At 50.5% G+C, this 25758-nt stretch carries 28 protein-coding genes and 1 riboswitch; of the genes, 2 read left to right on the top strand and 26 right to left on the bottom strand.

The window, feature by feature from the left end; translation table 11 throughout:
- Window positions 1–15: 15 nt before the first annotated feature.
- The 14 genes from pth to ACI48K_RS21105 form a co-directional block, all read right to left on the bottom strand.
- Window positions 16–576, bottom strand: coding sequence for an aminoacyl-tRNA hydrolase (gene pth, locus ACI48K_RS21170; RefSeq protein ID WP_475029626.1), 561 nt, complete (start codon window positions 574–576; stop codon window positions 16–18).
- Window positions 577–1125: 549 nt separating this feature from the next.
- Window positions 1126–2079: a ribose-phosphate diphosphokinase gene (locus ACI48K_RS21165; RefSeq protein WP_475029625.1), complete on the bottom strand. Its 954-nt coding sequence runs from the start codon at window positions 2077–2079 to the stop codon at window positions 1126–1128.
- 145 nt (window positions 2080–2224) lie between these two features.
- A complete protein-coding gene (glmU, locus tag ACI48K_RS21160; protein ID WP_475029624.1) occupies window positions 2225–3625 on the bottom strand; it encodes a bifunctional UDP-N-acetylglucosamine diphosphorylase/glucosamine-1-phosphate N-acetyltransferase GlmU in 1401 nt (466 codons plus the stop codon).
- Between the two features lie 122 nt (window positions 3626–3747).
- Window positions 3748–4032 carry a septation regulator SpoVG gene (gene spoVG / locus ACI48K_RS21155; RefSeq protein ID WP_036618134.1) on the bottom strand — a complete coding sequence of 95 codons (285 nt, stop codon included), beginning with the start codon at window positions 4030–4032 and terminating at the stop codon, window positions 3748–3750.
- A 182-nt stretch (window positions 4033–4214) separates the two neighbouring features.
- Window positions 4215–5045: a pur operon repressor gene (gene purR, locus ACI48K_RS21150; RefSeq protein WP_475029623.1), complete on the bottom strand. Its 831-nt coding sequence runs from the start codon at window positions 5043–5045 to the stop codon at window positions 4215–4217.
- A gap of 75 nt (window positions 5046–5120) precedes the next feature.
- A complete protein-coding gene (ispE, locus tag ACI48K_RS21145) occupies window positions 5121–5975 on the bottom strand; it encodes a 4-(cytidine 5'-diphospho)-2-C-methyl-D-erythritol kinase (protein WP_475029622.1) in 855 nt (284 codons plus the stop codon).
- A 223-nt stretch (window positions 5976–6198) separates the two neighbouring features.
- Window positions 6199–6381, bottom strand: a complete 183-nt coding sequence (locus ACI48K_RS21140; protein ID WP_475029621.1) for a protein sspF — start codon at window positions 6379–6381, stop codon at window positions 6199–6201.
- A gap of 192 nt (window positions 6382–6573) precedes the next feature.
- The gene (gene veg / locus ACI48K_RS21135) at window positions 6574–6849 is read right to left on the bottom strand and encodes a biofilm formation stimulator Veg (protein ID WP_475029620.1); all 276 of its coding nucleotides are present in this window, start codon (window positions 6847–6849) and stop codon (window positions 6574–6576) included.
- Window positions 6850–7070: 221 nt separating this feature from the next.
- Window positions 7071–7979 carry a sporulation peptidase YabG gene (yabG, locus tag ACI48K_RS21130; protein ID WP_475029619.1) on the bottom strand — a complete coding sequence of 303 codons (909 nt, stop codon included), beginning with the start codon at window positions 7977–7979 and terminating at the stop codon, window positions 7071–7073.
- 53 nt (window positions 7980–8032) lie between these two features.
- Window positions 8033–8923 (bottom strand): 16S rRNA (adenine(1518)-N(6)/adenine(1519)-N(6))-dimethyltransferase RsmA, encoded by an 891-nt coding sequence (gene rsmA / locus ACI48K_RS21125; RefSeq protein WP_475029618.1) that lies wholly within the window; start codon window positions 8921–8923, stop codon window positions 8033–8035.
- Window positions 8920–9474, bottom strand: a complete 555-nt coding sequence (rnmV, locus tag ACI48K_RS21120) for a ribonuclease M5 (RefSeq protein ID WP_475029617.1) — start codon at window positions 9472–9474, stop codon at window positions 8920–8922. Before rnmV ends, rsmA begins: the two co-directional genes overlap by 4 nt.
- A gap of 113 nt (window positions 9475–9587) precedes the next feature.
- On the bottom strand, window positions 9588–10724 hold the full coding sequence (locus ACI48K_RS21115) for a G5 domain-containing protein (protein ID WP_475029616.1): 1137 nt from the start codon (window positions 10722–10724) through the stop codon (window positions 9588–9590).
- Window positions 10725–10986: 262 nt separating this feature from the next.
- Window positions 10987–11206, bottom strand: a riboswitch (cyclic di-AMP (ydaO/yuaA leader).
- A gap of 217 nt (window positions 11207–11423) precedes the next feature.
- Window positions 11424–12194: a TatD family hydrolase gene (locus tag ACI48K_RS21110; protein ID WP_475029615.1), complete on the bottom strand. Its 771-nt coding sequence runs from the start codon at window positions 12192–12194 to the stop codon at window positions 11424–11426.
- Between the two features lie 36 nt (window positions 12195–12230).
- Entirely contained in the window at window positions 12231–13520 is a 1290-nt protein-coding gene (locus ACI48K_RS21105; RefSeq protein WP_475029614.1) for an HD domain-containing protein, read from the bottom strand.
- 320 nt (window positions 13521–13840) lie between these two features.
- On the opposite strand from ACI48K_RS21105, the gene ACI48K_RS21100 reads away from it, so the two are divergent.
- The gene (locus ACI48K_RS21100) at window positions 13841–14095 is read left to right on the top strand and encodes an AbrB/MazE/SpoVT family DNA-binding domain-containing protein (RefSeq protein ID WP_475029613.1); all 255 of its coding nucleotides are present in this window, start codon (window positions 13841–13843) and stop codon (window positions 14093–14095) included.
- Window positions 14096–14223: 128 nt separating this feature from the next.
- Here the strand turns inward: ACI48K_RS21100 and rsmI are convergent, their stop codons facing one another.
- From rsmI to ACI48K_RS21050, 10 genes are all read right to left on the bottom strand, one after another.
- Window positions 14224–15114: a 16S rRNA (cytidine(1402)-2'-O)-methyltransferase gene (gene rsmI / locus ACI48K_RS21095; RefSeq protein ID WP_475029612.1), complete on the bottom strand. Its 891-nt coding sequence runs from the start codon at window positions 15112–15114 to the stop codon at window positions 14224–14226.
- A complete protein-coding gene (locus ACI48K_RS21090) occupies window positions 15111–15869 on the bottom strand; it encodes a tRNA1(Val) (adenine(37)-N6)-methyltransferase (RefSeq protein WP_475029611.1) in 759 nt (252 codons plus the stop codon). Before ACI48K_RS21090 ends, rsmI begins: the two co-directional genes overlap by 4 nt.
- An 88-nt stretch (window positions 15870–15957) precedes the next feature.
- Entirely contained in the window at window positions 15958–16329 is a 372-nt protein-coding gene (locus ACI48K_RS21085; protein ID WP_475029610.1) for an initiation-control protein YabA, read from the bottom strand.
- A gap of 40 nt (window positions 16330–16369) precedes the next feature.
- Window positions 16370–17170, bottom strand: a complete 801-nt coding sequence (locus ACI48K_RS21080) for a PSP1 domain-containing protein (RefSeq protein WP_475029609.1) — start codon at window positions 17168–17170, stop codon at window positions 16370–16372.
- Between the two features lie 103 nt (window positions 17171–17273).
- Entirely contained in the window at window positions 17274–18254 is a 981-nt protein-coding gene (gene holB, locus ACI48K_RS21075; RefSeq protein ID WP_475029608.1) for a DNA polymerase III subunit delta', read from the bottom strand.
- 42 nt (window positions 18255–18296) lie between these two features.
- The gene (locus ACI48K_RS21070) at window positions 18297–18740 is read right to left on the bottom strand and encodes a YaaR family protein (protein ID WP_475029607.1); all 444 of its coding nucleotides are present in this window, start codon (window positions 18738–18740) and stop codon (window positions 18297–18299) included.
- A 51-nt stretch (window positions 18741–18791) separates the two neighbouring features.
- Complete coding sequence (locus tag ACI48K_RS21065) at window positions 18792–19121, bottom strand: cyclic-di-AMP receptor (protein WP_178020592.1); 330 nt, start codon at window positions 19119–19121, stop codon at window positions 18792–18794.
- A 52-nt stretch (window positions 19122–19173) separates the two neighbouring features.
- Entirely contained in the window at window positions 19174–19824 is a 651-nt protein-coding gene (tmk, locus tag ACI48K_RS21060; RefSeq protein ID WP_475029606.1) for a dTMP kinase, read from the bottom strand.
- Entirely contained in the window at window positions 19821–21404 is a 1584-nt protein-coding gene (locus ACI48K_RS21055) for an aminotransferase class I/II-fold pyridoxal phosphate-dependent enzyme (RefSeq protein ID WP_475029605.1), read from the bottom strand. The genes tmk and ACI48K_RS21055 overlap by 4 nt, the downstream gene beginning before the upstream one ends.
- A 159-nt stretch (window positions 21405–21563) precedes the next feature.
- A complete protein-coding gene (locus ACI48K_RS21050) occupies window positions 21564–21749 on the bottom strand; it encodes a sigma factor G inhibitor Gin (protein ID WP_475029604.1) in 186 nt (61 codons plus the stop codon).
- A gap of 216 nt (window positions 21750–21965) precedes the next feature.
- Here ACI48K_RS21050 and ACI48K_RS21045 point away from each other — a divergent pair, with 216 nt between their 5' ends.
- The gene (locus tag ACI48K_RS21045; RefSeq protein WP_475029603.1) at window positions 21966–22493 is read left to right on the top strand and encodes a hypothetical protein; all 528 of its coding nucleotides are present in this window, start codon (window positions 21966–21968) and stop codon (window positions 22491–22493) included.
- Window positions 22494–22561: 68 nt separating this feature from the next.
- Here the strand turns inward: ACI48K_RS21045 and ACI48K_RS21040 are convergent, their stop codons facing one another.
- Together ACI48K_RS21040 and ACI48K_RS21035 are read right to left on the bottom strand one after the other, a co-directional pair.
- Window positions 22562–22990: a hypothetical protein gene (locus ACI48K_RS21040; protein ID WP_475029602.1), complete on the bottom strand. Its 429-nt coding sequence runs from the start codon at window positions 22988–22990 to the stop codon at window positions 22562–22564.
- A 200-nt stretch (window positions 22991–23190) separates the two neighbouring features.
- The gene (locus ACI48K_RS21035) at window positions 23191–24336 is read right to left on the bottom strand and encodes a DUF3298 and DUF4163 domain-containing protein (RefSeq protein WP_475029601.1); all 1146 of its coding nucleotides are present in this window, start codon (window positions 24334–24336) and stop codon (window positions 23191–23193) included.
- Between the last annotated feature and the right edge of the window lie 1422 nt (window positions 24337–25758).

Below are 25758 nucleotides of genomic sequence, written 5' to 3'. Positions count from 1 at the left end.
AAAAGCATCCGCGCATTACCCGTTGAACTTGGCCATCGTTTGCTCAAAAGTGTGGTCCATGCTGTACTCCAGCGCATCGCACGCCGCTTCAATCGAATTTTGCAGCAGCGGAGCGTCCTTTTTGGCAAAGCCGGACAGAACATAGTCCACGACCGCAAAACCCGGCTCCGGGCGAGAGATCCCCATGCGAATCCGGTTAAACGATTGGGTGCCGGTATGCTGGATGATCGATTTGATTCCGTTGTGCCCGCCGGCGCTGCCTTGATAGCGCAGACGGTTGCGTCCGGTCTCGGTATCGAGATCGTCATACACGACGATCATATCCTCCAAACTGACCTTGTAATAGTCCATAAAAGCCCTGACGGCCTCCCCGGACAAATTCATAAACGTCATCGGCTTGATCAGCGCCACTTTGCCCCCGGGCAGCATCCCTTCCCCGATAAGCGCTTTGCACTTGCTCTGTTTCACGTCGATCCCGTGCCGCTTGGCAAGCGCATCGATCGCCATGAAGCCGATGTTATGCCTTGTTTTCTCATATTTGGACCCCGGATTTCCGAGGCCTACGATCCATTTCATTGGTCAAATACCTCCAAAAATGCAGCTAATGCAGACATTAAATAGAATGTTAATTGGACACAGTCGCGCTACTCTCCGTTAACCGGAAAAAGTCCCGTTGCTAATTCGCACCTTCCAACTTTGCTAGGCGACTAACTGGAGAACCTCCCGTTAATTTCCCGCCATCCGCCGTTTCCAAACAATTAGTTGGAAATCCTCCTGCTAATTTAGCTCTTATGCCGGTAGTTCGTGAAATATGGCTGAATTAGATGGACTTTTTCCATTAATTCGATGAAATCCCACCAAAAGGCCAATTTAACGGGAGAAATTCCGGTTAGTTCCGACAGAAACTGAGACTAAGATGGATTTCCTTGATGAAGGTTCAATTGAATCCGGGAATCCGATAACCAACCCGATAGCCAGGCTAAGCCAGCCTACACGGCCCCCATTCATCCCTTTTCGCAGCATTGCATCCGACTTTCCTCAAAGGGAATGCGCCCTTATGCACCGATAGGGGTTGCACGTCCCGAGCGGGAGAGTGCAACCCCTTTGTGGCAGTTGAATCGGAATCTATTCGATCTCGAACAGCTTGCTGATCGAGAGCTCTTCATGCACGCGGATAATCGCTTCGCCCATCAGCGGAGCAACCGACAGTACCTTCAGCTTGCTGGATGGATTCGGATGCTTGATCGGGATGGTGTCGGTAACGATAACTTCCTTCAGCGGAGAGTTTTCCAGACGTTCCATGGCCGGGCCGGACAAAACCGGGTGCGTACAGCACGCATACACCTCTTCAGCGCCGCCTTCTTTGAGGGCGTTGGCCCCAAGTACAATCGTACCGGCGGTATCGATGATGTCGTCGATAAGGATCGCCGTTTTGCCTTCGATATGCCCGATGATGTTCATGACTTCGCTGACGTTCGGTTCCGGACGGCGCTTGTCGATGATCGCCAGCGGCGCGTTCAGGAAGTCGGCCAGTTTGCGGGCGCGAACCACACCGCCGTGGTCAGGCGATACGACAACCGGATTCTGAATATGCTTCGAGCGGAAATATTGGGCCAAAATCGGCACGCCGAGCATATGATCCACCGGAATATCGAAGAAGCCCTGGATCTGCATGGCATGCAAATCCATCGTAATCACGCGGTGAGCGCCGGCTTTCTCGATCAGATTGGCGACCAGCTTGGCCGTAATCGGGTCGCGCGAACGCGCCTTCCGGTCTTGACGGGCGTAGCCGTAATAAGGGATAACGACATTGATGCTTTTGGCCGAAGCCCGTTTCAAAGCATCCACCATAACAAGAAGCTCCATCAGGTTGTCGTTAACCGGCGCGCTTGTGGATTGTACGATGTACACATGGCAGCCGCGAACGCTCTCGGACAGCTTCACTTGAATTTCGCCGTCGCTGAAGCTTGTCGTCTCCGAATCTCCCATAGGAATCCCGATGTAGTCGGCAATTTGATGAGCCAATTGGGGATTGGAGTTACAGGTGAATATCTTTAATTTAGAATCACAATAAGTCATAAAATTAAAACCCTCCGTGCTGTGTAGACGGCCAAAACCGCAAGCTGAAATCCATGATTTTGGCCCGCCCCGATATTAAATGAACCACTGCATCCTGATTCCGCAACATCCGCCACAATAATAATTTCGTTTTCGAGTAAAAAATTTAAGACTCCTGATTTCTTTCCTTCTTGGCTTTGGCCCGGGCACGGATTTTCTCGGCATATCCCGATTTATTCTCCTGCCGATTCCGGGCGATCGCCAAATCGTTGTCCGGCACGGAATGGGTGATCGTCGAGCCGGCCACGATAAAAGCGCCCTTACCTACTTTTACCGGCGCTATCAAGTTGACATTGCTGCCGATAAACGCATCGTCCCCGATTTCAGTAATAGACTTATTATAACCATCGTAGTTGACGGTAATCGCGCCACAACCGATATTCACGTTCTTGCCCACTTGAGCGTCGCCGACATAGCTGAGGTGCGACACCTTGGAGCCGTCGCCCAGGGAAGCGTTTTTGATTTCTACGAAATCGCCGACCTTGACGTCCTCTCCGAGTTTGGCCCCCGGACGCAAATAAGCGAAAGGCCCAACCGCCGAGTTCTTGCCAACTTCTGCCTGGCTGAGAACCGAATGTTTGACCTTCGCGCCGTTTTCGATCACGCTGTTTTCGATTTCCGCGGACGGTCCGATCACGCAATCTTCACCGATGACGGTCCGACCAGATAATACGGTTCCCGGGTAAATGACCGTATCGGCGCCAATGACGACATCCGCTCCGATGTACGTTGAACTCGGGTCAATCACGGTTACGCCATCCAACATGTGCTTGCGGATAATTCTCTCCCGCATAAACGCTTCGGCTTCGGAAAGAGCCACACGGTCGTTAACGCCAATTGACTCGGTATAGTCTTTCGTCACGTAACCTTCCACAATTTCATTCTCCTGTACCAAGATCCCGATCACGTCGGTCAGATAGTACTCCTGCTGGGCATTGTTATTGGTAACCTTGGACAACGCGGCGAACAGCTTGGCATTATCAAAGCAATACGTTGCCGTATTGATTTCGTTAACCGCGTCCTCTTCGGGTGAACAATCTTTCTGCTCGACAATCCGTATCACGGAACCGTCTTCCCCCCGAATAATCCGGCCATATCCTTTCGGATTGTCCATCTTCGCTGTAAGCACGGTAGCTGCCGCGCCTTTACGGGAATGAAGATCGATCATCGCTTCAAGCGTCTCTTCCGTGACCAGCGGAGTATCGCCGCAAATGACGATGGTGATGCCTTCCTCCTGGCCAACCAGCGAGCTTGCCTGCAGCACCGCATGACCGGTTCCGAGTTGCTGCTCCTGCAGCACGTATTCAACCGATGTTCCCAGATAAGATTGGACCGCTTCCGCGCCGTGGCCGACAACCACGATGCTGCGTTCGCAGCCTACTTTCCTCACCGTGCTCAGAACGTGTCCGACCATCGGCTTACCGCATACAGGATGGAGCACTTTGTAAAGCTTGGACTTCATGCGCTTCCCCTGACCTGCGGCAAGAACAATCGCTAATCTTTTCAAGGCCCCGGCCTCCTTCTCTTGAACTCATTACTGAATATATCTCATTTAGGGCAAAAAGAAAAGAGAGCCATGACACATGGCTCCCTTTTCTCAAACCCCAATTAATTGAAAATAACTTCGACTTACGCCCCTTCTTCAATAGCTTCTTCTTGGTCGGCGGCGCGTTCGTATTCAGCCAATACTGCGGCTTGAATCTTCTCGCGAGTGCCGGAAGAAATCGGATGCGCGATATCCCGGAACTCCCCGTCCGGTGTGCGCTTGCTAGGCATAGCTACAAACATTCCATTGTTGCCGTCGATTACGCGAATGTCATGAACAACAAATTCGTTATCGATGGTAATGGATGCGATCGCTTTCATTCTGCCCTCAGAGCTGACTCGGCGGAGTCTTACATCCGTAATTTGCATATGTGTTCACCACCTTTTTCCATCAGAGACTTGGTGTAATATTCCACATAGCAAACGTAAATCCTTTTTTTTTCTAGAACAAATTGGCTTAAAAACAGGAATTTTTTTGATATAATAGGCTTTTCGACAGGTTTCGTCGATAATCCTTCGGATTAGTGTTCAAATCGACAAACTTCTTCTTGTCAAAATCTCGAAAAATAATTTCCAGGTTCTACGGAGATTTCTTTTCCTTTGGCATCGACGGCCCGAAGCTTAGCCAGCGACACATAATCATGAAGCAGCCGCTGCTCCGATTCGATTTCTCCCGACTCCACCAGTACTCCGACTCCGGCAACCATAGCATTAAACTCGGTAAGCAAATCCACCATGCCTTGAATCGTTCCGCCGGCTTTCATGAAGTCGTCGACGATGAGCACGCGCGATTTCTCTTTAAGCGCCCGCCGGGACAAGGTCATCGTATGCAAGCTCTTGTGGGAACCCGATACGTAGTTGATGCTTACCGCGGATCCTTCCGTCACCTGATGGTCTCTGCGGACCAGAACAACCGGCAGATTCAGCTCCGCGCCGGTGGCGTATGCGAGCGGAATCCCTTTTGTCTCCACCGTCATGATGCAGTCGATCTCCTGCTTCCCAAAAACCGTTGCAAACAGCTTGCCCGCTTCGTTCATCAGGCCGGGCTGTCCGAGCAGGTCGGACATATACAGATATCCTCCGGGCAAAATACGGTCCGGCTGGGCCAGCTTCTTGCACAGCTCGCTAACAAAGAGCTCTGCTTGTTCCTGTCCGATTTGAGGAACATACTTCACGCCTCCGGCTGCACCGGCCAGTGTAAGCAGTTCGCCGATGCCCTCTTCCTCGAAAACTTCCTTGATAATGGCGAGATCCTCGCTGATCGAGGATTTGGCCGCCCCGTACCGCTGGGCAAAAGTGGTCAACGGGATCAACTGATGCGGACGGGACAACAGGTAATGAGTCATCTCCACTAAACGAGCGCTTCTCTTTAATTTTTTCACGAAGTACCCCTCGCTAAATCCGAATATTTTAATGAAAATATAACATTTTTGTACGGATTTGTCCAAGGCAGAATCTTAAGTCAGCAAACGAACCGCATATACCTCTTTGCAAAAGCCCCGAAGTCCGTTATAAATACGGGCTACTTTGGCTTCTTTGGACACGAGTCCAAATACTGTCGGCCCGCTGCCGGACATAAGAACGCCGTCCGCTCCAAGCCGAATCATCGTTTCTTTCAAATGGGCGACCTCCGGATGCATCTCCAGCGTGACTCGCTCCAGCACATTGCCGAGTTCCTGGCACACCTCGGAAAAAGAATGGTGTTCCAGCGCTTCCTGCATTCGCCTCGCGGAAGGATGATCCGTAATTTTCTCGCTGCGCAGACGGCCGTAAACCTCAGCCGTAGACACGTTAATCGGCAGCTTGGCCAATACCACCCAACATTGCGGCGGATTCGGCAGGACGGTAAGCTTCTCACCCCGCCCGGTGGCGAGCGCGGTCCCCCCGGTCACGCAAAACGGTACATCCGAGCCCAGCTCGGAGCCCAGCTCTTTCAGTTCTTCATCGGAGATGCCAAGCTTCCACAGCCGGTTTAAGCCGCGCAGAGTCGCTGCCGCATCGCTGCTGCCGCCGGCGAGTCCCGCCGCAACGGGAATCTTTTTATCTAAATGGATGTATACTCCGGATTCAACCCGGTACCTTTCCTTGACCAGCTTCGCGGCTTGAAAAGCCAAATTTTTCTCGTCCAGCGGAATATATCCGGCCTGGCTCGAAATAATAATGGTATCCCGCGGGAGGGCGCTCATTTCCAGTCGATCGGCAAGATCAACCATCGTCATAATCATCTCGACTTCGTGGTAGCCGTCCGGCCGTTTATGCAATACGTCGAGCATCAAGTTGATTTTAGCCGGTGCTTTTTCGTAAATCTTCAAGGCGTTCACCCACCCTCAGCAGTTCCATAAATTTATTCGTGTTGTTACACTTTATCTATTTTAAGAAAAACTTCATTCTTCGTCTATGTATGAAAGACAAACACTTCTTTTTTATCTTACTTCATCCTGCTGCAAAAACAAGTTCCAAGCGCACAGAGCACGTATTCATCAACAAAGGAAGCCCTCCCTGAGGGAGAGCTTCCCGGCTTTTTTTCGCCGCCCGTTAGGGCTGCTGCTTGGCTGCGGCTCGTTCCGCCAGCTCAATCGCTCTTTTCACCATATTCCCAGCATCCTTGGCCTTAATGCCTCCCCAGCCTTCCTTCTGAACGGTATCGTAAAATCCTAAATCCTTGGCCAGCTCGACCTTCAGATCCTCCGACATTACGCTTCGTCTTCTGCGCGACATGTTCAGTCCTCCTTAGGGATTGTGGATATAGGAACAGAGTTAGTATCCCGCAACGGATTCCCGTTCATGCAGGAAAGACACTCCCTTTCGCTGCAGCCTTACGCCTCCTTCAAAGAATCGGAGCGTCAATAAAAATAAAAAAACGGCCTCGCATGAAAACGAAGACCGTTTAGTAGTGACTTGGCATGATGTTCACGGTTTAATATACGAAAGCCTCATCTCGTTGTTATCGTCACAAATCATAACTTCAACGGATTCGGTAAGTATATCGGCATAACTGTAAGACACACGTTTAAAGGTCTGCTGTTCTTGATCCAGCTTCACTATAAAGACCGAAGGATAGGTCTCTTCCAAAACTCCGGTACGTTCAACCGTTTTCCGGCGACCACCGTTGGCCCGAAGCATAATTTTCTGTCCAACGTGGGCGTCGAGACTATGCTTGATTTCTGACAGTGCATTTTTAGCCATTGCCTGTGACCACCTTCTTTCTTTGTCCATTATACATGAAAGGGAGTCGCCTGTCAAATCAAAATAATTAATTATATCAGCAAGAAAAATGTATTGTCAACATTTTTTTTATGACACTTTGCGTATACTAAATAACCGGCACAAAAATACGCAGTTCCCAAGGCATAAACCTCAAGCTCTGCGTAAAAGAAATGTATGAAATGATCCCAAAGTTCCGGCCCTTACATCGACGGAACAACCTTCAGCGAAGAAAGATCCCGGAGCTTCGGCAGGCCGATCCGGTAGCTTCCGCGGGTTTCTATGCCGCCTACCCCCTGGGCCCCGCTGATCGTATTGTTCAGCACGTCCGTGATCTGGATCGTGTCGCGGATCGAAGTCAGCGACGCTTTCGCCGCGATGTAGACCGGATCCAGGGCGTGGATCAGCACGCGGGCCGGAGAACTCGCAAAATTGGCACCGGCTTGCAGCAAAGCCTCAAAATGCGATTGGCAAGCCCCCGCCACGATCGTTAACGAATCGAAATTACGCTCATACTGCCGGGCCGCCTGAATCGCCTCCACGAAATATTTGGAATTTTTGTAGCTGGTCAAATTATACAAGTCCCCGGACGGGCGATGCTTCAGCACGCCGTCATGCCCGGTCAGCACCACGATATCGGGCTGAACGGACGGCAGCAGACGATAAAGCGTTCTGGCCATCTGCGACTCCGACACGTAGTAACCTTGAGCCGGAATCCGCAGCTTCTCGTATAGACTTAAGCTTTTCTGCAAATACCTCTCGTCCCCGTCCAGGTGAAGCACCTTGCCCGGGACTTCAAAATAGGACGGCTCCCCCTGCGGCTGCGGGTACCAATCCGTACCGATCGTCATTTGATTGCGTTCCGCCAGCACCTTCCGGTCTTGTGTCATCCGTTCCAGCGATTCAGCCTCTTTGATGCGGGCGCGCTGCGCTTTCTCGCCGGGGGAAGCCGGGTCTACCTTGACCAGGTCGGTCAAAGGCGCATCCGCCAGCAGCCGGAATTCCGTCCCTTTGATGATAGCCTCGCTCCGCTCTATTCTTTCTATCCGGAACGTTACGTCTCCTCCGTAAGATTTGCGGACGACCAAGTCTCCCAAATTCGTCAAATCCATCACCTCTTTCCCATCGTATGGGCTAGGCGAAGGATTGGTTACAATTGCGAGGGTTACGAATGGCTGAACCCGGCCGCAAGCAGCGTATTGCTAAGCCGCGCGAACTCCTCCAGGCTGAGCGTTTCCGCACGCCGGGAAGGTTCGATTTCCGCGGCCCCAAGCAGCTGCTCCAGCCGTTCCCGGCCTTCTCCGGCGAAGAAGCGGGTTTTCAGGTTGTTGGAGATTGTTTTTCTTCTTTGCGCAAAAGAAGCTTGTACCACGTCAAAAAAGAACTTCTCGTCGTTTACGGCCACCGGAGGCGTTTTGCGCACCGTCAAACGAATCACCGCCGACTCTACGTTAGGCTGGGGAATAAACACGCTGTGCGGCACCGTACAGATCAGCTCCGGTTCGCTGTAATACTGAACCGCTATGCTGAGACTGCCATAATCCTTGCCGCCGGGAGAAGCCGCCATCCGCTCCGCCACTTCCTTCTGAATCATGACGACGATATGCTCAAGCGGGAGGCCTTCCTCCAGTAGTTTCATCAGAATCGGGGTCGTCACGTAATAAGGCAAGTTAGCCACCACGCTGACGCCGCTGACCCCGCCAAATTCTGTCTCAAACAACGCGCGCAGATTCAGCTTCAGCACATCGCCGTGAATGACGCGAACATGCGGGTGCGGCTCCAACACCTCTTCCAAAATCGGCAGCAGACGCTGGTCGATTTCCACCGCAACCACTTTCCCGGCCTCCTGAGCCAGTTTTTCGGTCAATGCGCCGATCCCCGGCCCGATTTCAAGAGCCCCCTTGGACGCGTCCAAACCGGCGGCTGCAACGATTTTGCCGAGTATATTTTGATCGATCAGAAAGTTCTGACCCAGACTTTTCTTAAAAGAAAATCCGTGCCGTTGAATAATTTCCTTCGTCCGGCGCGGCGTAGAAACATCTTCATTCCTGTTCATGGGTGATTGACTCCTTTGTCTTCGAGCTCCGCGAGGGCGGCCGCGAATTCTTCCCTGCTGATCTTGAACACCGTCAGCCGTTTATGGAACTGCTTGCCGTTGCAGTATCCGATGCCAAGCAGCTCTCCCATCACCCGCCGGCGTGCAGCGGCTTCCGGATGAACGATCAGGCCCGCCTCTATCAAGTCTGCCCAATCAATGAGCCCCTCCACTCCCTGAAGCTCGCAGCGGACCTTGGAGAGCGCTTCGCGGATCGCCTCCGGCGAAGCGTTCTCCACGCCGATGTCTCCGCGTTTCGTGGCGTCCGCTTCCCGTATAAAGGCATGCTTGCACCCCGGAACCCGGGCCGCGACGATTTTACGGATTCGCTCCCCCGCATGGTCGGGATCCGTAAAAATAATAACTCCCCGCCGCTCCTGCGCCAGGGCAATTTTTCGCAGCGTCGTCTCGTTGATCGCCGACCCGCCCGTCTCGATCGTGTCGGCCTCCACGGCCCGTTTAATCGCGACGGTATCGTCGCGCCCCTCCACCACGATGACCTCTTTGATCATGTGCCGTCTTCCCTTCCGTTTACAACAAAAAGAAGAGGAAGGCTCCTCTTCTAATCCAATGTCTTATTCATCATCCTAATACTATCTTATTCCCCTCGCAAAGTAAAACGAGGTTAGTTTAATTCAGGCTTTGTCGGACCGATGACATATACGGTACGGCCCTTTTTGAGCCCGAAATTTGTCGCTGCCTTGAGCGAGTCGTAATATACGTCAATCTTATGTCCGTCGATAGCGCCGCCGGTATCCTCCGCCTTGCGGAAGCCGAGCCCTTCGATGTAGACCCACCATCCGAGCGGAACGATGCTGGTATCAACCGCAATGGTTCTTCCTTGCGTTACGCGCGTCCCGGAAGCGGTTCTCGTGCCGATACCTTCCTCTTCGGAGGAATAAGCCGTTAAGGTAACGTTTTTAAGTACCTTTTTGTATTTAAACGACACGCCGCCTTTTGTGGTCAGCCCGCTGATATTTACCGCGTTCGGATTACGGGTAATGCTTGCGGATTTGACCTCTGCCGGCTTTTTGACGCCAACTGCGATGACCTTGGGCTGAGCGCTTACCGCCACTTCTTTGCCAAGCCACCGCTTCGTTACGAATTTGCCATCCTCGTACACCTTTTCGATGTTGTGAACGACCACGCCATTGCTTCCCGGCTGAAGGACTTTGGTTTTGCCCTTAAGCAGGTTCTCGTCTGACGTCTTCACGATGGTGAACGGAACTGTAATTTTTTCCTGAACAGTTTGCTTGCTGACACGGACGATCTTGATATCCGAATCAGACGTTAGCGCGCTGCCCAGCGCCGGTTTTATTTTATCGTCTTTGCTCAGGGCGATGCCAAGCTCGGTGATGGCCCCCTGTACGCTGCTTTTCGTGGTGAAATGAACCTTCGTTGCTCCGTCCACGCTTACGGTTACCGGAACCGCATGCACGGCAACAAAATGATTGTCCGCCCCTTGCGAGCCGGCAAGAAGCTGGACTGCTGAATCTTGCTTGCTCAGCATACCGACTGGCGCTTTCTTAAGATCCGCCTGAGACACGCCTGTCTCGGCCGATTGGATCTTGCCTTCCGCTACCAGAGAAGTCTCTTTTTTATCGTTTTGGCCAAATAGCCAAATCAGGATGATGATGATCACTGCGACGGTCAGAACTCCAACAATCGAAATCTGACGTAAATTCTCATGCTTCCATCGCATTGCGTAAGACATGCTGGATGAGCGTGATTGATGGGTGTCTTCTTTGTGGAAAATGCCCATTTCGTCCGTCCTCCTTCATAGTCCCGCCGTCTAGGTCGATGCATGATACGTTTGACGTGACTACAGATCGTTTTTACGAAACGCGGTGAAATCCCCCGTATTTCGCATCCTGCCCCAGTCTACCTGGCATATGTCACCTCCTGTTTAACAACAGTATGATGACCCTATTACTTTTATTCAAAAACAAAAGAAGCCTAAAGAAAGAGTTAGAGGAACTCCTTCGTGGCTTCCGAATTGTCTTGGTGTAATAGGATGCACGAGTTACCTCTCTTATTGACGCTTACGAGGTTAGCTGTCGGGTTCGGACGAAAGAGAGCCGCCCTTTCTCAGTTCATTCGCTCATGGCGCAATGACCTCGAATTCACCCCTAAGACCCTGTAAAGAAATCAAATACAGCAACAGCCGGTGCTCTAAGCACTGCCCTTAACCATTCCTGTATCGGTTCCCCCGTTCTCCAAATGGAGATTCAGCGAGACTGGTTCATGGAACCAAAGTCATCGAATAGGCTCGCCCAACTGACGAGTGAGCCAAAATGACTACAGAAGAAATTCTAACTTGTTTCCATGCATGTTGTAAAGGACGAATCAACCACGTTTTTTAAAAAAAATGGTTAAAAAAATGTAACTAACTTGGATTTTCTGGTTAAAAAGCATTCATATTTCGAAAATCCTGCTTTTTTCGGCCCATTTGCTCCGGAATTCACCGTATTCCAAATCGTTCCATTGCATTTCGGGAGGTAATTTCGGCGATTTCCTCCACGAACACCCCTTTTAACTCGGCCGCCGCTTCCGCAACCAGACGTACATGGGCGGATTCGTTTCTTTTCCCTCGAAATGGATGCGGAGTAAGATATGGGGAATCGGTTTCGATCAACAAACGGTCCATCGGTGTTTTGGCTAAAACTTCCTTTGGCTGTTTTGCATTTTTAAACGTTATCGGTCCGCCGAACGACAAATGGAATCCCAAATCCAGACACATTTTGGCAATTTCCCAACTACCGGAGAAGGAGTGAAGCACACCTCCGACTTCGCTCGCTTTCTCTTCGCGCAAAATTCGGACTACATCCTCGTGCGCTTCCCGATTATGGATGCTGATGGGCATTCCGAGGCTGCGAGCGAGGCCGATTTGATCGCGGAAAACTTTGTGCTGAACCTCTTTCGGTGACGTATCCCAGTAATAATCCAGACCGATCTCGCCGATGGCCACGACCTTCTCATGCTTGCATAATTCAGCGATCCAGTCCAAATCGCCCTCTTGCATCGTAATCGCATCCTGAGGATGCCAGCCGACGGCGGCATAAATAAAGTCATAAGATTCCGCAAGTTTCATCGTCGTCGGGATCGTTTCACGGTTAAAGCCGATATTGATCATACGCGTAACCCCTTGTTCCACCGCGCGGGCAATCGCTTGCTCACGATCTTCGTCAAACTGGGGCGCATCCATATGGGTATGGGTGTCGAATAACATCATCGATAGTTCCTCCCAGGCTGTTTTTTGATTCGTTTCTTAATGCTGCTGCTCGAAAATCCTTGCAATGTTTGCCGGCAGCCGGCCGATCACAGCGGATAATTTATTGTCGGGATAGTACAAATGAAATTTGCCGCGGTGGAGTCCGCTGATCGACCTTACAATGTCGGACACCTCGGAAATTTCCCGGAGCCGGTCGCGTCGGTCGAGCAGCAAGATCTGCTTCTGTCCGAAAGCTTCCTCCGGACGAAACACATCATAAGGCAGATCGGTCGGAAAATCAATTTCCAGATCGTATTCCGGGTTAAGCCCGGCCTTAGCAAACGCCTCCCGAATTCCCTCGATCGTTTCCAAATCCAGCGATTCGCATTCTACATATTTATACAATTTACGTTCCAAGAATCGACCGCATAAATCACTGAGCAAAGGATCGGACTCTTGCTTCCACTGCATAAAGGCCGTTTGCATCAGCGCCTCATCCAGCAGTAAATATTCCTGGACCGTTAATTCACGGTTAAACAGTCCCGGCAAAGGATCCGGCAAGAACTTAAACGAATGCCCGGCCTCTAAAAGCTCTTTGGCCCGGCGCAAAATCTGCCGCAAAATGATCTCCGAGCTGCGGGTAACGGGATGGAAGTATACCTGCCAGTACATTTGGTAACGGGACATCAAATAATCCTCAACCGCGTGCATGCCCGACTCCTTGACGACTACCCGGCCCTGATGAGGACGCAGCATCCGCAAAATCCGGTCCATGTCAATCGTGCCGTAATTGACCCCGGTAAAATAGGCGTCCCGCAGCAAATAATCCATCCGGTCGGCATCAAGCGGACTGGAGACCAGATTGACGACAATCGGATTGCCGTAATCCTTACGGATGACCGCGGCGACTTTTTCGGGGAAATCCTCACCCATGCGCCGAAGCACCTGGCCGACCTCCGTGTCGCCAAGCATAATTTTGCAGGTCCAATCCTCGTGATGCATTTGGAAGGCCTGCTCGATGGAATGGGAAAATGGACCATGGCCCAAATCATGCAGCAGGGCGGCGCTTAAAGCGACCAGCCGCTCGTCGTGATCCCAGCCGGCATAACCGCCGCTTTCAAACTGCGAAATGATGCGGCGCGTGATTTCATAAACGCCCAGCGAGTGGGAGAAGCGGCTGTGCTCGGCACCGTGAAATGTCAAATAAGAAGTGCCCAGCTGCCGAATTCGACGTAAACGCTGAAATTCAGACGAATTGATCAGCGACCAAATCATTTCGTCCTGGACATGAATATAATTATGTACGGGATCTTTAAACACTTTTTCTTCGCGCAGCTGACGATACATGGCATACACTCCTTTATTTTGGAACTGTTTTTTGGGAGAAAAAGAAGGAACTTGACTATTGACGACAGATGGTGTCGAACATTGTCGAAAAGTGTCAAAATATAGATTTCCAAAATGTCGAATCTTCGTAAAAGTCCGATTTCCCTTATAATACAGGGCTATTTGCGCTCTATAAAAACTCGAATTTAGAAATAATAATGAACTCTACCATAAATAGGTTGACTGTTTTGGCAATGGTTGGTATTATAAATATCATAAAAGATAGAACAATGTCGAATAATGACAATTAAAAAATTATAGCGAGAGGGGTTGTCATCGAAATGATGAAATCAACCGGTATTGTAAGAAAAGTAGACGAATTGGGACGCGTTGTCATTCCTATCGAACTTCGCCGCACACTCGGCATCGGTGAAAAAGACGCGCTTGAAATTTATGTGGACGGAGAACGGATTATGCTCAAAAAATACGAGCCTGCCTGCATCTTCTGCGGCAACGCCGAAAACGTGACATACTTCAAAGGTAAAATTGTTTGCCACGAATGTATTACTGAGCTTCCTAACCCTGTGACAAATTAAGAAATATAGTATATAATAGATTTACTGAAACTGTTAATTCTAACCTTTTTCATATCTCCTTGGCGCCTTCCTAGGCTTGAACCCGGCCTAGTGAAGGCCCCTTTTTTTGCTTAAAGGGCTAATTGGGCCTATAACAACGTTTGGTAAATGTCTCTTTTCGAAACTCCACGGTCTCCCGCCGCCTTTTTCATGGCCTCTTTTCGCGACAATCCGTCCTCTTGCTCATAATGGGCAACATGTTCTTCGACCGATAATGTTTTCCACCAAGCGTCCTTTTTCTCCTTCACTTGATCCGGATGCGCCCCGCTAACAACCAGGCAGTATTCGCCCAGCGGCGGATGTTCCTCAAGCCATGACAAACAATCGCTGATTTTCCCTCTCGTCATTTCTTCATAGCGTTTCGTCAACTCACGGGCCAACACGATCTCCCGGTCGCCCAAAACATCGATAAGCGATTCGAGTGTTTTTAACAAGCGATGCGGCGACTCATAAAATAACAGTGTGCTTGGATCATCCTGAAGCGACTCCAGCAGCGTTCCTCGATCCTTGTTGTCTCTTGGCAGAAAGCCGAGAAATTGAAAGCGCTCCGTAGATAGTCCGGAGACGATTAACGCCGACAGGGCGGCATTGGCTCCCGGGATCGGAACGACCGAAATTCCCGCCTCCAGCGCAAGCTTTACGAGATCGCTGCCGGGGTCGGAAATCGCCGGAAGACCGGCATCGCTGACCAGCGCCAAATTTTTTCCTTCTATTATAAAGCGAATCAATTCAGGTCCGCTGGCCGCCTTGTTATGCTCATGGTAACTAAGCAATTTTACCGGGGAAATCTCAAAGTGCGTAAGCAGCTTTCGCGTATTCCTCGTATCCTCCGCCGCGATGATATCCGCTTCCTGCAGAGTCCGCACGGCCCGGAACGTCATATCCTCCAGATTGCCGATCGGCGTGGCCACTAGAAACAGCTTTCCATAGGCTTCTTTGCCTGGTGCTTCCTCAAAACTTTTTTGCACTTTTACGCTCATGTTCTTCCCTCTTCTGGTCCGTAATAAATGTCCATAATCTCTCGGCAATATTCACCGTCTTCTCCATATACGACGAGAGGCGGGAGTACCCGAAGGTCCGGTTTTCCGTCTCTCAGGGCTTCAATCAATACCATGTTGGCCTCGGCCCCCGCCCGCGGATGAACGAACCGGATCACTTTCGGCTCCAAGCGATATTGTCTAAGTACGGTCAGGATTTCCCCGAGCCGCTGAGGTTTATGCACCATCGACACTTTCCCGCCGGGACGCACTAAACGCATCGCCGACGCAACGACTTCTTCCAGACTGCAATGGATTTCATGCCGGGCAATCGCCTGATGGGAATTCAGTTTCACTTCGCCGCTCGCCACCGGCATATAGGGCGGATTGACAGTAATCGCGTCATATATGCCGTGCCCGGTTTCTTTGACCAACTCACGCAAATCACCTTCGCGAATAAGAACTCGACCGGCAAGCCCGTTCATCTCCACGCTCCGGCGCGCCATATCAGCGACTCTTGGCTGAATTTCGATGCCCTCGATGGATGCTTCTGTTCTCGTGGTGAGCAGAAGAGGAATTACCCCGTTGCCGGTGCATAAATCCAGGACTTTCCCATACTTCGGTATCGAAGCAAAACGGGCCAGCAGGACGGCATCCATGGAAAAGCTGAACACTTCGTCGCTTTGTATGATGTGCAAATCATGCGTGAGCAAATCGTCCACCCGCTCACTATCGTAAATGATCACGTTGTTTTTCAATAGGACCTTCCATTCTGTAAGAGGTTTAGCTTCAGGTATTTATGATTCCGCGCTCAAAAAAAACCGTAGGGTCATTCCCCACGGTTTATTATTTATTCAAAAATGACAGACAGAAAAGACAGTCGCCTTCCGTGCGCAAATGCCCATAATATACATTGCATATATGAAAACCTTCATGATACAAACGAGCGAGGTTATCATGCCCTTCACCGACGACATCGATGACATCCTTGCCGGCAAGCACCAGGTCATTCGCCTTTTCTGCAGAAGGCAGAGGCAAACGCCCTTCCGAACTTTCCAACTTCAAAATCTTGCGCAGCTGCTCATTCTCCAGCAAAAGCCGCTGGTTCATCTCCATAAGCTTCTTCACTTCAAGCATGAGGCTGCCCAAGTCGCCGTGTACCTTCCCCATTTGTGTTTCCAGCGCCTGCATATTTGTGAAAATGTCCTTGTTCTCCAAGTTCCCACCCCAGAGTCATCTCTAAAGTTAAGCCCCTCCGTTATTTGAGGACAACATCGTCCAGAGGAAGTTCTTTGACCTTGCCAATTTCGAATAGCTGTACATGGACAGTGCGTGTTCCGGCGTTCAGTCCGACGACCTTACCCTCGCCTAGGGAAGTAATGACCATCTTGCCGACGGTCGGCAGCTCTTCCTTGGTGCTTTCGTAATTATCGTGCTCGAACTTCAAGCAGCACATCAAACGTCCGCACAATCCGGATATTTTGGTAGGATTCAGAGAGAGACTCTGATCTTTGGCCATTTTGATGGATACGGGTTCAAAATCCCCCAACCAGGAGGAACAGCAGAGCACGCGGCCGCATGGACCAATCCCACCCAGCATTTTCGCTTCGTCCCGCACCCCGATTTGTCTCAGCTCGATCCGGGTACGGAAAATGCTGGCCAAATCTTTGACCAGTTCCCTGAAATCGACTCGGCCCTCGGCCGTAAAATAGAAAATAATCTTGTTCCGGTCGAAGGTAAATTCCACATCCACGAGCTTCATCTTCAGGTCATGATCTCTGATTTTATTTAAACATGTGGCAAACGCGTTTTTTGCCGCAAATTTATTTTCATCTACAACACGGGCGTCGACGTCATCGGCAATCCGAATGACCTTCTTGAGCGGAAGGACGACGTCGGATTCCCCTACCTTTTTCTTGCCGACTACCACTTTGCCGTATTCAATCCCACGCGCGGTCTCGACAATTACACTTTGATCCTTCTCAACAGGTAGCTCGAGCGGATCGAAATAATATATTTTGCCCGCCTTTTTAAAACGGACGCCCACTACTGTATACAAAAACTTACCCCCTCGTATAGCCTATGAAAATGCTTTTGATAAATCCCTGTTCCTTCACGGGAGAAAGTTCGTTCTGCCTTAATCAATCGATGTTTCATGAATCTTACTGTTGTCCGTCTACACGGATCAGGAATTGTTCGACACAGAGCTGCCCGTTCATGTTCTGCCGCAATTTCTTTCTGCTCTCCGCAGCCAGCGCCATGGCATCAATCCACTGCTCCGCGCTGCGCAGATGTGCGTGTCCGGTAATGAACTGGAGCTCATCTATAAAAACAATTTGGTCATGTTTATGGTAAAGCGCATGGATCATATCCTTAAACCACAAATGAAAAAGACTGAACAACATGTCCAAGTGATCGCCGAGACCGGCTTTGAATAGGCTCTGCTGCGCTGTAATCAAAGGAGAACCGCCACGGCCTGCGATTTCCCTCCCTAATTGTAACACTACGTTTCTAATTTCTGCAAACCAATTCTGCTGGATAAGTTCCCGGCATGGACCCAGTCCGGCCGCGAGATGTACTGCGCTGCGGGTTAATGTAGCCGGAAAACCCTCGCCCGCCAATATTTGGAGCATCCGTTCCGGATCCAGCGGCGTAAAAGGAATCGTCTGAACCCGGGATTGAATGGTTGGAAGGAGGGCTCGTCCGTTGTCGGACAGCAGGATGGCCACAGCCGGCGTAGGCGGCTCCTCCAAAAATTTAAGCAGGCTGTTCGCCGCTTGAACCGTCATTTTATCGGCATCGTCAATAATATAAACCTTGGGATTGCCACTCTCCGAACGATAGGAAAAAGTCCGCTGCAAATCGCGAATCTGATCAATTTTAATCGTGGCCCCTTCAGGCGCTACGAGGTGAAGATCAGGGTGATTGCCGTGCTGGATTTTGCGGCACTGCAAGCATTCCCCACAAGCATCGGCCCCCTTGCGCTCACAGAACAGAGTTTGGGCGAAAGCCATCGCCATTTCCATCTGTCCGCTGCCCGGGGGGCCGCTGAATAGATAAGCGTGAGATATTTGATTACGGCGCAGCGCACTCTGCAGCAGCAGCTTGGCGTGATCCTGCCCGATAATTTCCTGAAATAACATCTTTAACTTCTCGTCCTTTCAAGCCCGTAACTCATGCACCATTTAGAAGCAAAGATTGATCAGCATGCCTCGGATCTCTCCGATTTTCTGCATTAGCTCGATCTTTCCCTGTTCGGTCTCGAGCAATTCGTCGGCCATCGCCAGCAAAGCGGCATCAACTTCGTCCAGAAGCTTGTAACGTTTGCCCCTGCCCCTACGATCCCAGCCTCTTGATTCCTTGATCGTCACGCCCCGCCGAACCGTTTCTTCGAGAAACTTTTTGACGAGTTGACGATAGGCTTTCAGTTCCCTAACGGTCATCGAATGGGCTAGACGTTCTCCCTGGAGCTGAATCTCTTTGAATTTTCGGTTAAGCTCCTCTTTCGAGGCTTGCTCCCCTTGGTGCTGCATGACGTCGGAAAAGCTTTTGGCCTGTACCGGCTTGGTGGGAGAATCACTAATGCCGAAACCGCTCTGGAGCGGCCTGAATCCCGGATCGATTTTCATAGCGTCGCCACCTGCCCTAAGAATAGATAATAATGGATATTTGAAATGGAATTAGAAATGTTCGAAACGGTCTACCGGCAGAACAAATACGGTAGCTCCTCCCACCTGAACTTCAACGGGCAGAGGCAAATACGAATCGGTCGTGCCGCTCATCGGTGTAACCGGGGTCACTAATTGCTCGCGCACCTTACAACTGTTACGAATGACATTAAGCACAGAGTCTACCTGATGATCATCCACACCGATCATAAACGTCGTGTTCCCCGCCCGCAGAAACCCTCCGGTGCTTGCCAGTTTGGTCGCCCGGTAGTTTTCCTTGACGAGCGCGCTGGATAACCGATTGCTGTCTTTATCTTGAATGATCGCAACAATAAGCTTCATTTGCAGTCCCTCCTCGTTATTATAAAAATAGATACACCTACTTATTAGACAACTATACCATGAAATCCTTTAAAAACGCTGAAAGATGGCCTTTAATCTCGGCGGCGACCTCTTCTTTTCTGCCGGAGGCGTCAATAACCTTAATCCGTTCCGGAAACATGCTTATCACTTTCATGTATCCTTCCCGAACCTTTTGGTGGAACCCGGTCTTCTCCAGATCGAGGCGATTCACTTCCCGCCCTTCTCCAGCCGCAATGCGCGCCAATCCGGCTTCCGGATCGATATCCAGAAAATAAGTGACGTCAGGGAATCGGCCGTTTGTGGCAAAATTGTTGATACGCAGGACTTCCTCGATTCCAAGACCGCGGGCATATCCTTGATAAGCCAAGCTGCTGTCGACAAAACGGTCGCATAACACGGTAATCCCCCGCTCCAGTGCCGGCTCTACTTTCTCGGCCAGGTGCTGTCTTCTCGCCGCTGCGTACAGCAGAGCTTCCGTGCGGGCATCCATCTCGGTATGCTCGGGGTTCAGGATGATGTCGCGAATTTTCTCGGCGATCTCGATGCCTCCCGGCTCACGGGTTGTAAGATACACGACCCCGTGTTCCTCCAAAATGGATTCCAGTTCGCGGATGACCGTCGTTTTCCCCGATCCTTCGCCGCCCTCCAGCGTAATGAATAATCCTCTGCCTTTTCCGTTCATGAGTGTGTTTCCCTGCTTTCGTCTTGGACTGAATGGATGACCCGGATGGTATACAGCGAAGGATCGGCCGTTCCTTGGCATTTGGCCCCATCATTTCGGAGCTTAATCAATCGATGCGTCATTTCCCGCGTAATCGCCTCTCCCGGGTAAAGAATCGGGATGCCGGGTGGATAGGGAATCACCATTTCCGCCGCTAGGCGGCCGGTGCTGGCTTCAACCGGGATCGTTTCAAGTTCCTCTCTCGCCAATGGGCGAAGATCAAACGGTACCGGGGCGGAAATATCCAGTTCCGACTCAAGTACGGCGGATGGCGCAGCCCGCTCGATTGTTCTTGCGGATTCTTTCTCAATGTTCCACGTGGAAAGTGGGATGTCCGCCTCTTCGATGCGGTGTTCTGGTTTCAAGGCTTCGCCAATCACTTTCAACCCCTGCAGCAGCCGGTCGGCATCCTCATGCGATGTTCCATAGCTTAACGCCAACACCACATAATGATCGTCGCTCATTTCCGGTACACAGCCCTCATTCTCCAGCAGCCGCTGCAGTTCGTATCCGCTGAGATGTCCGGCGGCATCGAATATCACAATTTTTAAAGGATCTTGTATAGTGTATGCAGCAGGCTTTCCGCCCGCGCCCGGCTGCGGCTCTACAAGCCCGAACCGCGGGTGCTTCCGCACCCCCTCGCGAATACGCTCAGCGGCGGCCAAGCCGGTCTCGAACAGGGACGGACCCTGCGATTGCAGTTGGCTGCGGCTCAGGTCAAGCGAAGCCATGATGGGGTACGATGGGCTGGAGCTCTGCACCATCGCCAGCCGCTGGCGCAGCAGACCGCGGTCCAGCAGGCCGCCCTGCACGTGCAGCATCGCGCCCATCGTCATGGCGCCGAGCATTTTGTGCGTCGACTGCACGACGCCGTCAGCGCCTGCGGCCAGCGCGCTTTCCGGCAGCGCCGGATGCTGGCCGAAGTGAGCGCCGTGCGCCTCGTCGACGAGCAGCGGCACGCCGCTGGCGCGGCACAGCTGCGCCAGCGGCCGCAGCGGCGCGACCATCCCGTAGTAGCTCGGGTGCGTGAGCAGCAGCCCTTTGGCGCCGGGGTACCGGCGCAGGGCCTCACGCACCGTCGCTTCCGACGGGATGGTCGCGAGGCCGCTCGGCGCCGCGAGCTGCGGCGCCAAAAACACCGCGTGCGCGCCCGCCAGCATCAATCCGTGTATGACGGATTTATGCACGTTCCGCTGCACGAGCAGCACGTCGCCCGGAGCGGTGCACACGCTCAGGATCAGCGCCAGATTGCCGGCGGTACTTCCGCCGACCAGGAAAAACGTCTCCTCGGCGCCAAACTGCGCCGCCGCGAGCCGCTGCGCCTCCAAAATCACCCCTTCCGGATGATGCAAATCATCCGTTCCGGTGATTTCCGTGGCGTCGATTCCCATCACTTGCGTAAACGTGCCGTGTCCGGGTAGCTTGTGTCCCTGAAGGGTTTGTCCGTTTTTATGTCCCGGCACATGAAAAGAAACGTCTTTTCTCGCTTGATATTGCAATAAAGCTTCATATAAAGGTGCTTGATGAATATGTTCCGACATGTCTATTAACCCTTCCGGTAATTCCGGCTTCGATTTTCTCGAAGCGGGTGGCGGTATATGCAATATGCCGCCATCGCTTCATTTTACCGTTTTTTCGGCCCTCCGGGCAATACAAAAGGACCTATCTTTTCGCAAGATTAGGTCCTTCATAAGGCTTTATTATGCATTTTTTTGCACCCAGATCTGTTTCATTTGATGGATGAAAAAGTGGTACTTCTCTTCCTGCACATCGGTGTGTACCATCTCGGCCTCGCAGGCGTCACAGATAAACTCCGACACGATATGGATTCCTTCGGTCTTCGGCTCCCCGCAAATAATGCATTTTCTTTCGGCAAGCTCATCCATGCCCGATCCCACCTTGTTTGTTTTACTATCAGTATGACACAGATTCTATTATTTTAAACCTTTTCATAGCCGCTTTACCTACTTTATATATATGCCGCTTGCCGCCCGGCTGTGTTTGTACGGAGGAAAATCTTAAATTTCCTTTCTTTTATCCGATATATTAATAAAGGCTGTCCGTATGAAGCGGACCCTATGTCATCCAAGGAGGGTTGTTTGTTGAAGTCAGTTGAATCCGGACCCAATGCGACGTTTTACCACTACACGCTGCTCAAAAAAGCCGTTATTCCCAAGTCCATGACCCGCAGCTTTCTCGTGCTCCCATTCATTTGGCTGGCAGCCGAGATGGTTTTTATATCCTGGACGAGCCTCTTCTTTTTTCTGCTCGCCATTCCGATTACTTTATGGATTCAATACGTCATTTCCCGGTCGGTTCTGATGATCGTCAGCCACTCTACCCGTAAACGCTGGCGATTTACCAGGAAAATGCCCTGGATCGGTTATATGCCCGATCAATACGTCGGCTATACGATATTTCGCCGGGTTCATCTACACTCGGCCTGGATTGGCTGCTGCATCATCGCGGTCATTGTTCCCTGGTCGCCGTTCTCCTTCACTTTTTCCTTGTTGTTCTGGCACATTTGGCTGATTGCCCCACGGTTTTACGTACTCGGCACGCTGAGAGGGCAGCGCAAAGACGGAGTGCTGAAGATCACCGATCTGGAAATCTCGTACTACATGCAATAATAGAAAAGCCTGCTCCCCCAATTGTTCGAGGGATTCAGGCTTTTTTTGATTACGCTTACTCAAGTAGCCTAGGGATTGCTCTCCAAGCCTTGAATAACCATCTTCTTTTCTTGCTTGGGTACCAATACGGTTATGGAATCGTCATGCAGCGTCAGTTGAACGATGAGCTTGCCTTTTTCATACACCCGCGTCGTTCCTGTGCTCTCATCCTTTTTCTCAGTCCAGCCCCACTCGGTAATTGCCTTCTGGTACGCTTCCGGAACTGTACTGCTCTTCTGTAAACCCGTCACCGTATAATGCACGTAATCCATCTTAGAATTATTTAAGGCTGCCTCCGTTTGATTTGCCTCTTTGGGAACGGGGAAGCTTTTCTCAACCGCTGCTCCAACAAAAGTGGTCCAAGAAGGCTCGGAAGATGCACAGCCTGCGATGACGAACAACATCACCAAGACCACCCACATGAAGCCTAAGGAATACCATACTCCTTTTCGCCGCATGATTCATTCCTCCTTACCTAGCCTATATGCTGATCAATCCTGCTCCTTTGCTGTTTCATTTCCCGATATAGTCCACGGATAGGTCAAATATCCTAGAAGATTACATACCATACTAATTATAACGGCAGTCCAATCTCTGTCGGTAACAAAAAGGTTACATTCATCCGGGAGGGCAAGATAACCTCCACCCACACGCCGTACTAATTGACATTCAACCCGTCAAAAGGCGTGCTTCCCTGAGGAAGCAGGCTGCTGAACGGGAACGAGAAGCCAATGAATCCACTAACATAGGGAACATACTCATACAATTGAAAAAAGATACGGAGCCGATCAGGCAGCAAATAAAAGTCAGGGCTTGCTTTCATCTCTTTAAAACCTCCGAAATACCCCGGTGTTGCTGCCAGCCCTACTTTCAACTTTTGGTTCAACTCGCTGCGGTATTGGGGATTGCGTCCGAACAAATCATCCAGCGTCAGCTGCTTCCCATCCTGCAGTGAGAAAGTATAACCCTGCATCACGCTTATGCCATGAGCTCCGCCCGTGTAGGAGTAGCTCAAAGTAACGAGACTCAGCACTCCTTTTTGATTCAGGGTGACGACATATGTACTGCTATATTCATAAGGCCGTATATTGGCGACCGAATCTTTGTCGTTAAGTTCATCGTCGATTTCCTTTTTGAATTGTTCCGTCCCTTGTTGAAGCACATCATTGATGGCTTTTTCCACGCTTCCATTAGCATTAGCAAGACCGCTGACTTGGGGTGTGATTAAATGGATGCTGACTTCCTTGGACGTTTTATCGTAGTTTTCGGAGGTTAAAGCGAGTTTATTTTCCTGAGCGGGAACAATATTCAGCTTCTTGTTGGCCGCGTTCCAGCCCCCGGAGTAGCCCAGATAATCCTTGAGACATTGAAAAGAGATGTACAGCCGCCCGTGCTCATTTCTGGCCATAAGATTATCTTGATCGATATAGAACCCGTTTATATTAGCTGCAACTCCATTAGGGAAGACTTCCAAATTCATTTGTCGGTATCCCGTTCCCACGCTGTAAATTTTAGTGGCAGCATCGTAAGATAGCGGAAGCTTGAGCACCCCTTGCAAAAACGCCACCGGAACATAAGCCTTGCCGTTCACAATCAGCCCTTGATACGCCGTATCTGTCCCGTTCCAAGTCAAAATTACCGGCGTCGACGCCGTTGTTTTTGCGCTTACGGCTGCTGCAGTAGGAGTGGTTGCAGCTGCGTTCGCTTGCCCTCCCAAACCTAATGGCATAACCGCCCCCGTAAAAAGAAACATTCCTATCGCACCCGCAGTAATTGCCGTAATCCGCTTCATTGTTAATTTCATGGGTAAGGACTCCTCTCGTCGCTGCTTTTCCTATAATGTCTGAGCGATTACTATTGTACTCTCTTTCCCGCTATTATGAATTACAAGCAATTTACAGATTTTTTTCTATTTGGTCTTTTTTCTTCTCATTTTTTTAATAAAAATATGGATTGATGCAAGCATCAGCACGCGAACTCTATCAAGGTTCGGGAAAAGTTTTAATGCGTCTGCGTCAGCACGCCACTCCCTTCCAGAGTACAAGAAAAATTCTGAATCCGCCTGGCCAGCAAAGCAAATGTTGCATAAAATGCATCATTTTTGACCGTATTCGGCAATTTAGATTCTTTTGTTGTACTTTATACAACAAATTCCGCGGCATATTGGCTTAGAATAGCCTCTATAAGCTTAACATTGATGTATAAAGTGCAACATTTACTCCTAATTGTCAGCTTCATATCGCAAAATGTTGTAAGAAATACACCCTTTTCTACTTTGACTGCCGCCCTTTTGGGCCGTGTAGCTTCAAGAAGTCAATCTGGTGTGAAGTCTCCGCACGCGTGCACACTAAGTTTCCTCGAATAGCTCATCATACCGATCATACCGCAATCGCGTAAGACGTGCATGTAATATGACCGCTCCAAACGTAAAGCCTTCGTCGCGGTATGTACCAAAAGAACATCACCGAATACGGCAGTGTTTTGCTAGTTACTCTCGCTTCCCCGCTGTTGTTTGTCAAAAACCCTGCCTTCTTAAGATCAATAATTTAATGTAACGCTTATATCGCATTCATCGCAGCAACATCTACATCAATTTTACCGTGCAGGGAGGTCTATCTTTTCAAATCCCGGCAAAAGCTTTTGCAGGTTCTTGCGTCCAACCCTGCAATGAAGCCGGAAATGCCTGCACTTTTGCAGGCTTTTATCTACGCAGTAGAAATAAGTGGCCCGGAAGTACAAAAAAAGCACCACCGAATATCGGCAGTGCTCTTTACATCGGCAGCGCTCTCTCTCTTTGCTTGGCGGCGTCTTACCCTCTAGAACCCTTCGGTCCAAGTGACCCATCGGTTTCCACAACAAGGGTGCATAAACAAAAAGCAGTCTAGATACCTAGGTACCTGCCGACATCCAAACAAATGTTGCATAAAATACATCATTTTTGACCGCAAGAGGGAGTTGCAGCCCATTATGTTGTAGAAAATACAACATATTAGACAAGGGTCGGGCTAAAATGACTCTTAAGCCCAAAATTGCTGTACAAACTGCAACATTTGAGCCGTTTAGCCAATCCATGGCCTGGATTATTGCATGAAATACAACATTTCTTCTCGACTGGCCAAGTACATGCCATATTACTTCGTTATGTCTTAGCATCTAAATTCGTATTCAACACACCTGGACACACAAAAAAGCACCGCCGAATATCGGCAGTGCTCTTTCTCTCTTG

It is taken from the genome of Paenibacillus terrisolis, from assembly GCF_056171975.1.
This window is presented reverse-complemented; position numbering and strand designations above follow the sequence as displayed.

Coding starts and splice junctions, on each gene's coding strand:
- pth (WP_475029626.1), bottom strand. CDS start 576: ATGAAATGGATCGTAGGCCTCGGAAATCCGGGGTCCAAATATGAGAAA.
- ACI48K_RS21165 (WP_475029625.1), bottom strand. CDS start 2,079: ATGACTTATTGTGATTCTAAATTAAAGATATTCACCTGTAACTCCAAT.
- spoVG (WP_036618134.1), bottom strand. CDS start 4,032: ATGCAAATTACGGATGTAAGACTCCGCCGAGTCAGCTCTGAGGGCAGA.
- ACI48K_RS21140 (WP_475029621.1), bottom strand. CDS start 6,381: ATGTCGCGCAGAAGACGAAGCGTAATGTCGGAGGATCTGAAGGTCGAG.
- veg (WP_475029620.1), bottom strand. CDS start 6,849: ATGGCTAAAAATGCACTGTCAGAAATCAAGCATAGTCTCGACGCCCAC.
- yabG (WP_475029619.1), bottom strand. CDS start 7,979: ATGGATTTGACGAATTTGGGAGACTTGGTCGTCCGCAAATCTTACGGA.
- rsmA (WP_475029618.1), bottom strand. CDS start 8,923: ATGAACAGGAATGAAGATGTTTCTACGCCGCGCCGGACGAAGGAAATT.
- rnmV (WP_475029617.1), bottom strand. CDS start 9,474: ATGATCAAAGAGGTCATCGTGGTGGAGGGGCGCGACGATACCGTCGCG.
- ACI48K_RS21115 (WP_475029616.1), bottom strand. CDS start 10,724: ATGGGCATTTTCCACAAAGAAGACACCCATCAATCACGCTCATCCAGC.
- ACI48K_RS21110 (WP_475029615.1), bottom strand. CDS start 12,194: ATGATGTTATTCGACACCCATACCCATATGGATGCGCCCCAGTTTGAC.
- ACI48K_RS21105 (WP_475029614.1), bottom strand. CDS start 13,520: ATGTATCGTCAGCTGCGCGAAGAAAAAGTGTTTAAAGATCCCGTACAT.
- ACI48K_RS21100 (WP_475029613.1), top strand. CDS start 13,841: ATGATGAAATCAACCGGTATTGTAAGAAAAGTAGACGAATTGGGACGC.
- rsmI (WP_475029612.1), bottom strand. CDS start 15,114: ATGAGCGTAAAAGTGCAAAAAAGTTTTGAGGAAGCACCAGGCAAAGAA.
- holB (WP_475029608.1), bottom strand. CDS start 18,254: ATGTTATTTCAGGAAATTATCGGGCAGGATCACGCCAAGCTGCTGCTG.
- ACI48K_RS21070 (WP_475029607.1), bottom strand. CDS start 18,740: ATGAAAATCGATCCGGGATTCAGGCCGCTCCAGAGCGGTTTCGGCATT.
- ACI48K_RS21065 (WP_178020592.1), bottom strand. CDS start 19,121: ATGAAGCTTATTGTTGCGATCATTCAAGATAAAGACAGCAATCGGTTA.
- tmk (WP_475029606.1), bottom strand. CDS start 19,824: ATGAACGGAAAAGGCAGAGGATTATTCATTACGCTGGAGGGCGGCGAA.
- ACI48K_RS21055 (WP_475029605.1), bottom strand. CDS start 21,404: ATGTCGGAACATATTCATCAAGCACCTTTATATGAAGCTTTATTGCAA.
- ACI48K_RS21050 (WP_475029604.1), bottom strand. CDS start 21,749: ATGGATGAGCTTGCCGAAAGAAAATGCATTATTTGCGGGGAGCCGAAG.
- ACI48K_RS21040 (WP_475029602.1), bottom strand. CDS start 22,990: ATGCGGCGAAAAGGAGTATGGTATTCCTTAGGCTTCATGTGGGTGGTC.
- ACI48K_RS21035 (WP_475029601.1), bottom strand. CDS start 24,336: ATGAAATTAACAATGAAGCGGATTACGGCAATTACTGCGGGTGCGATA.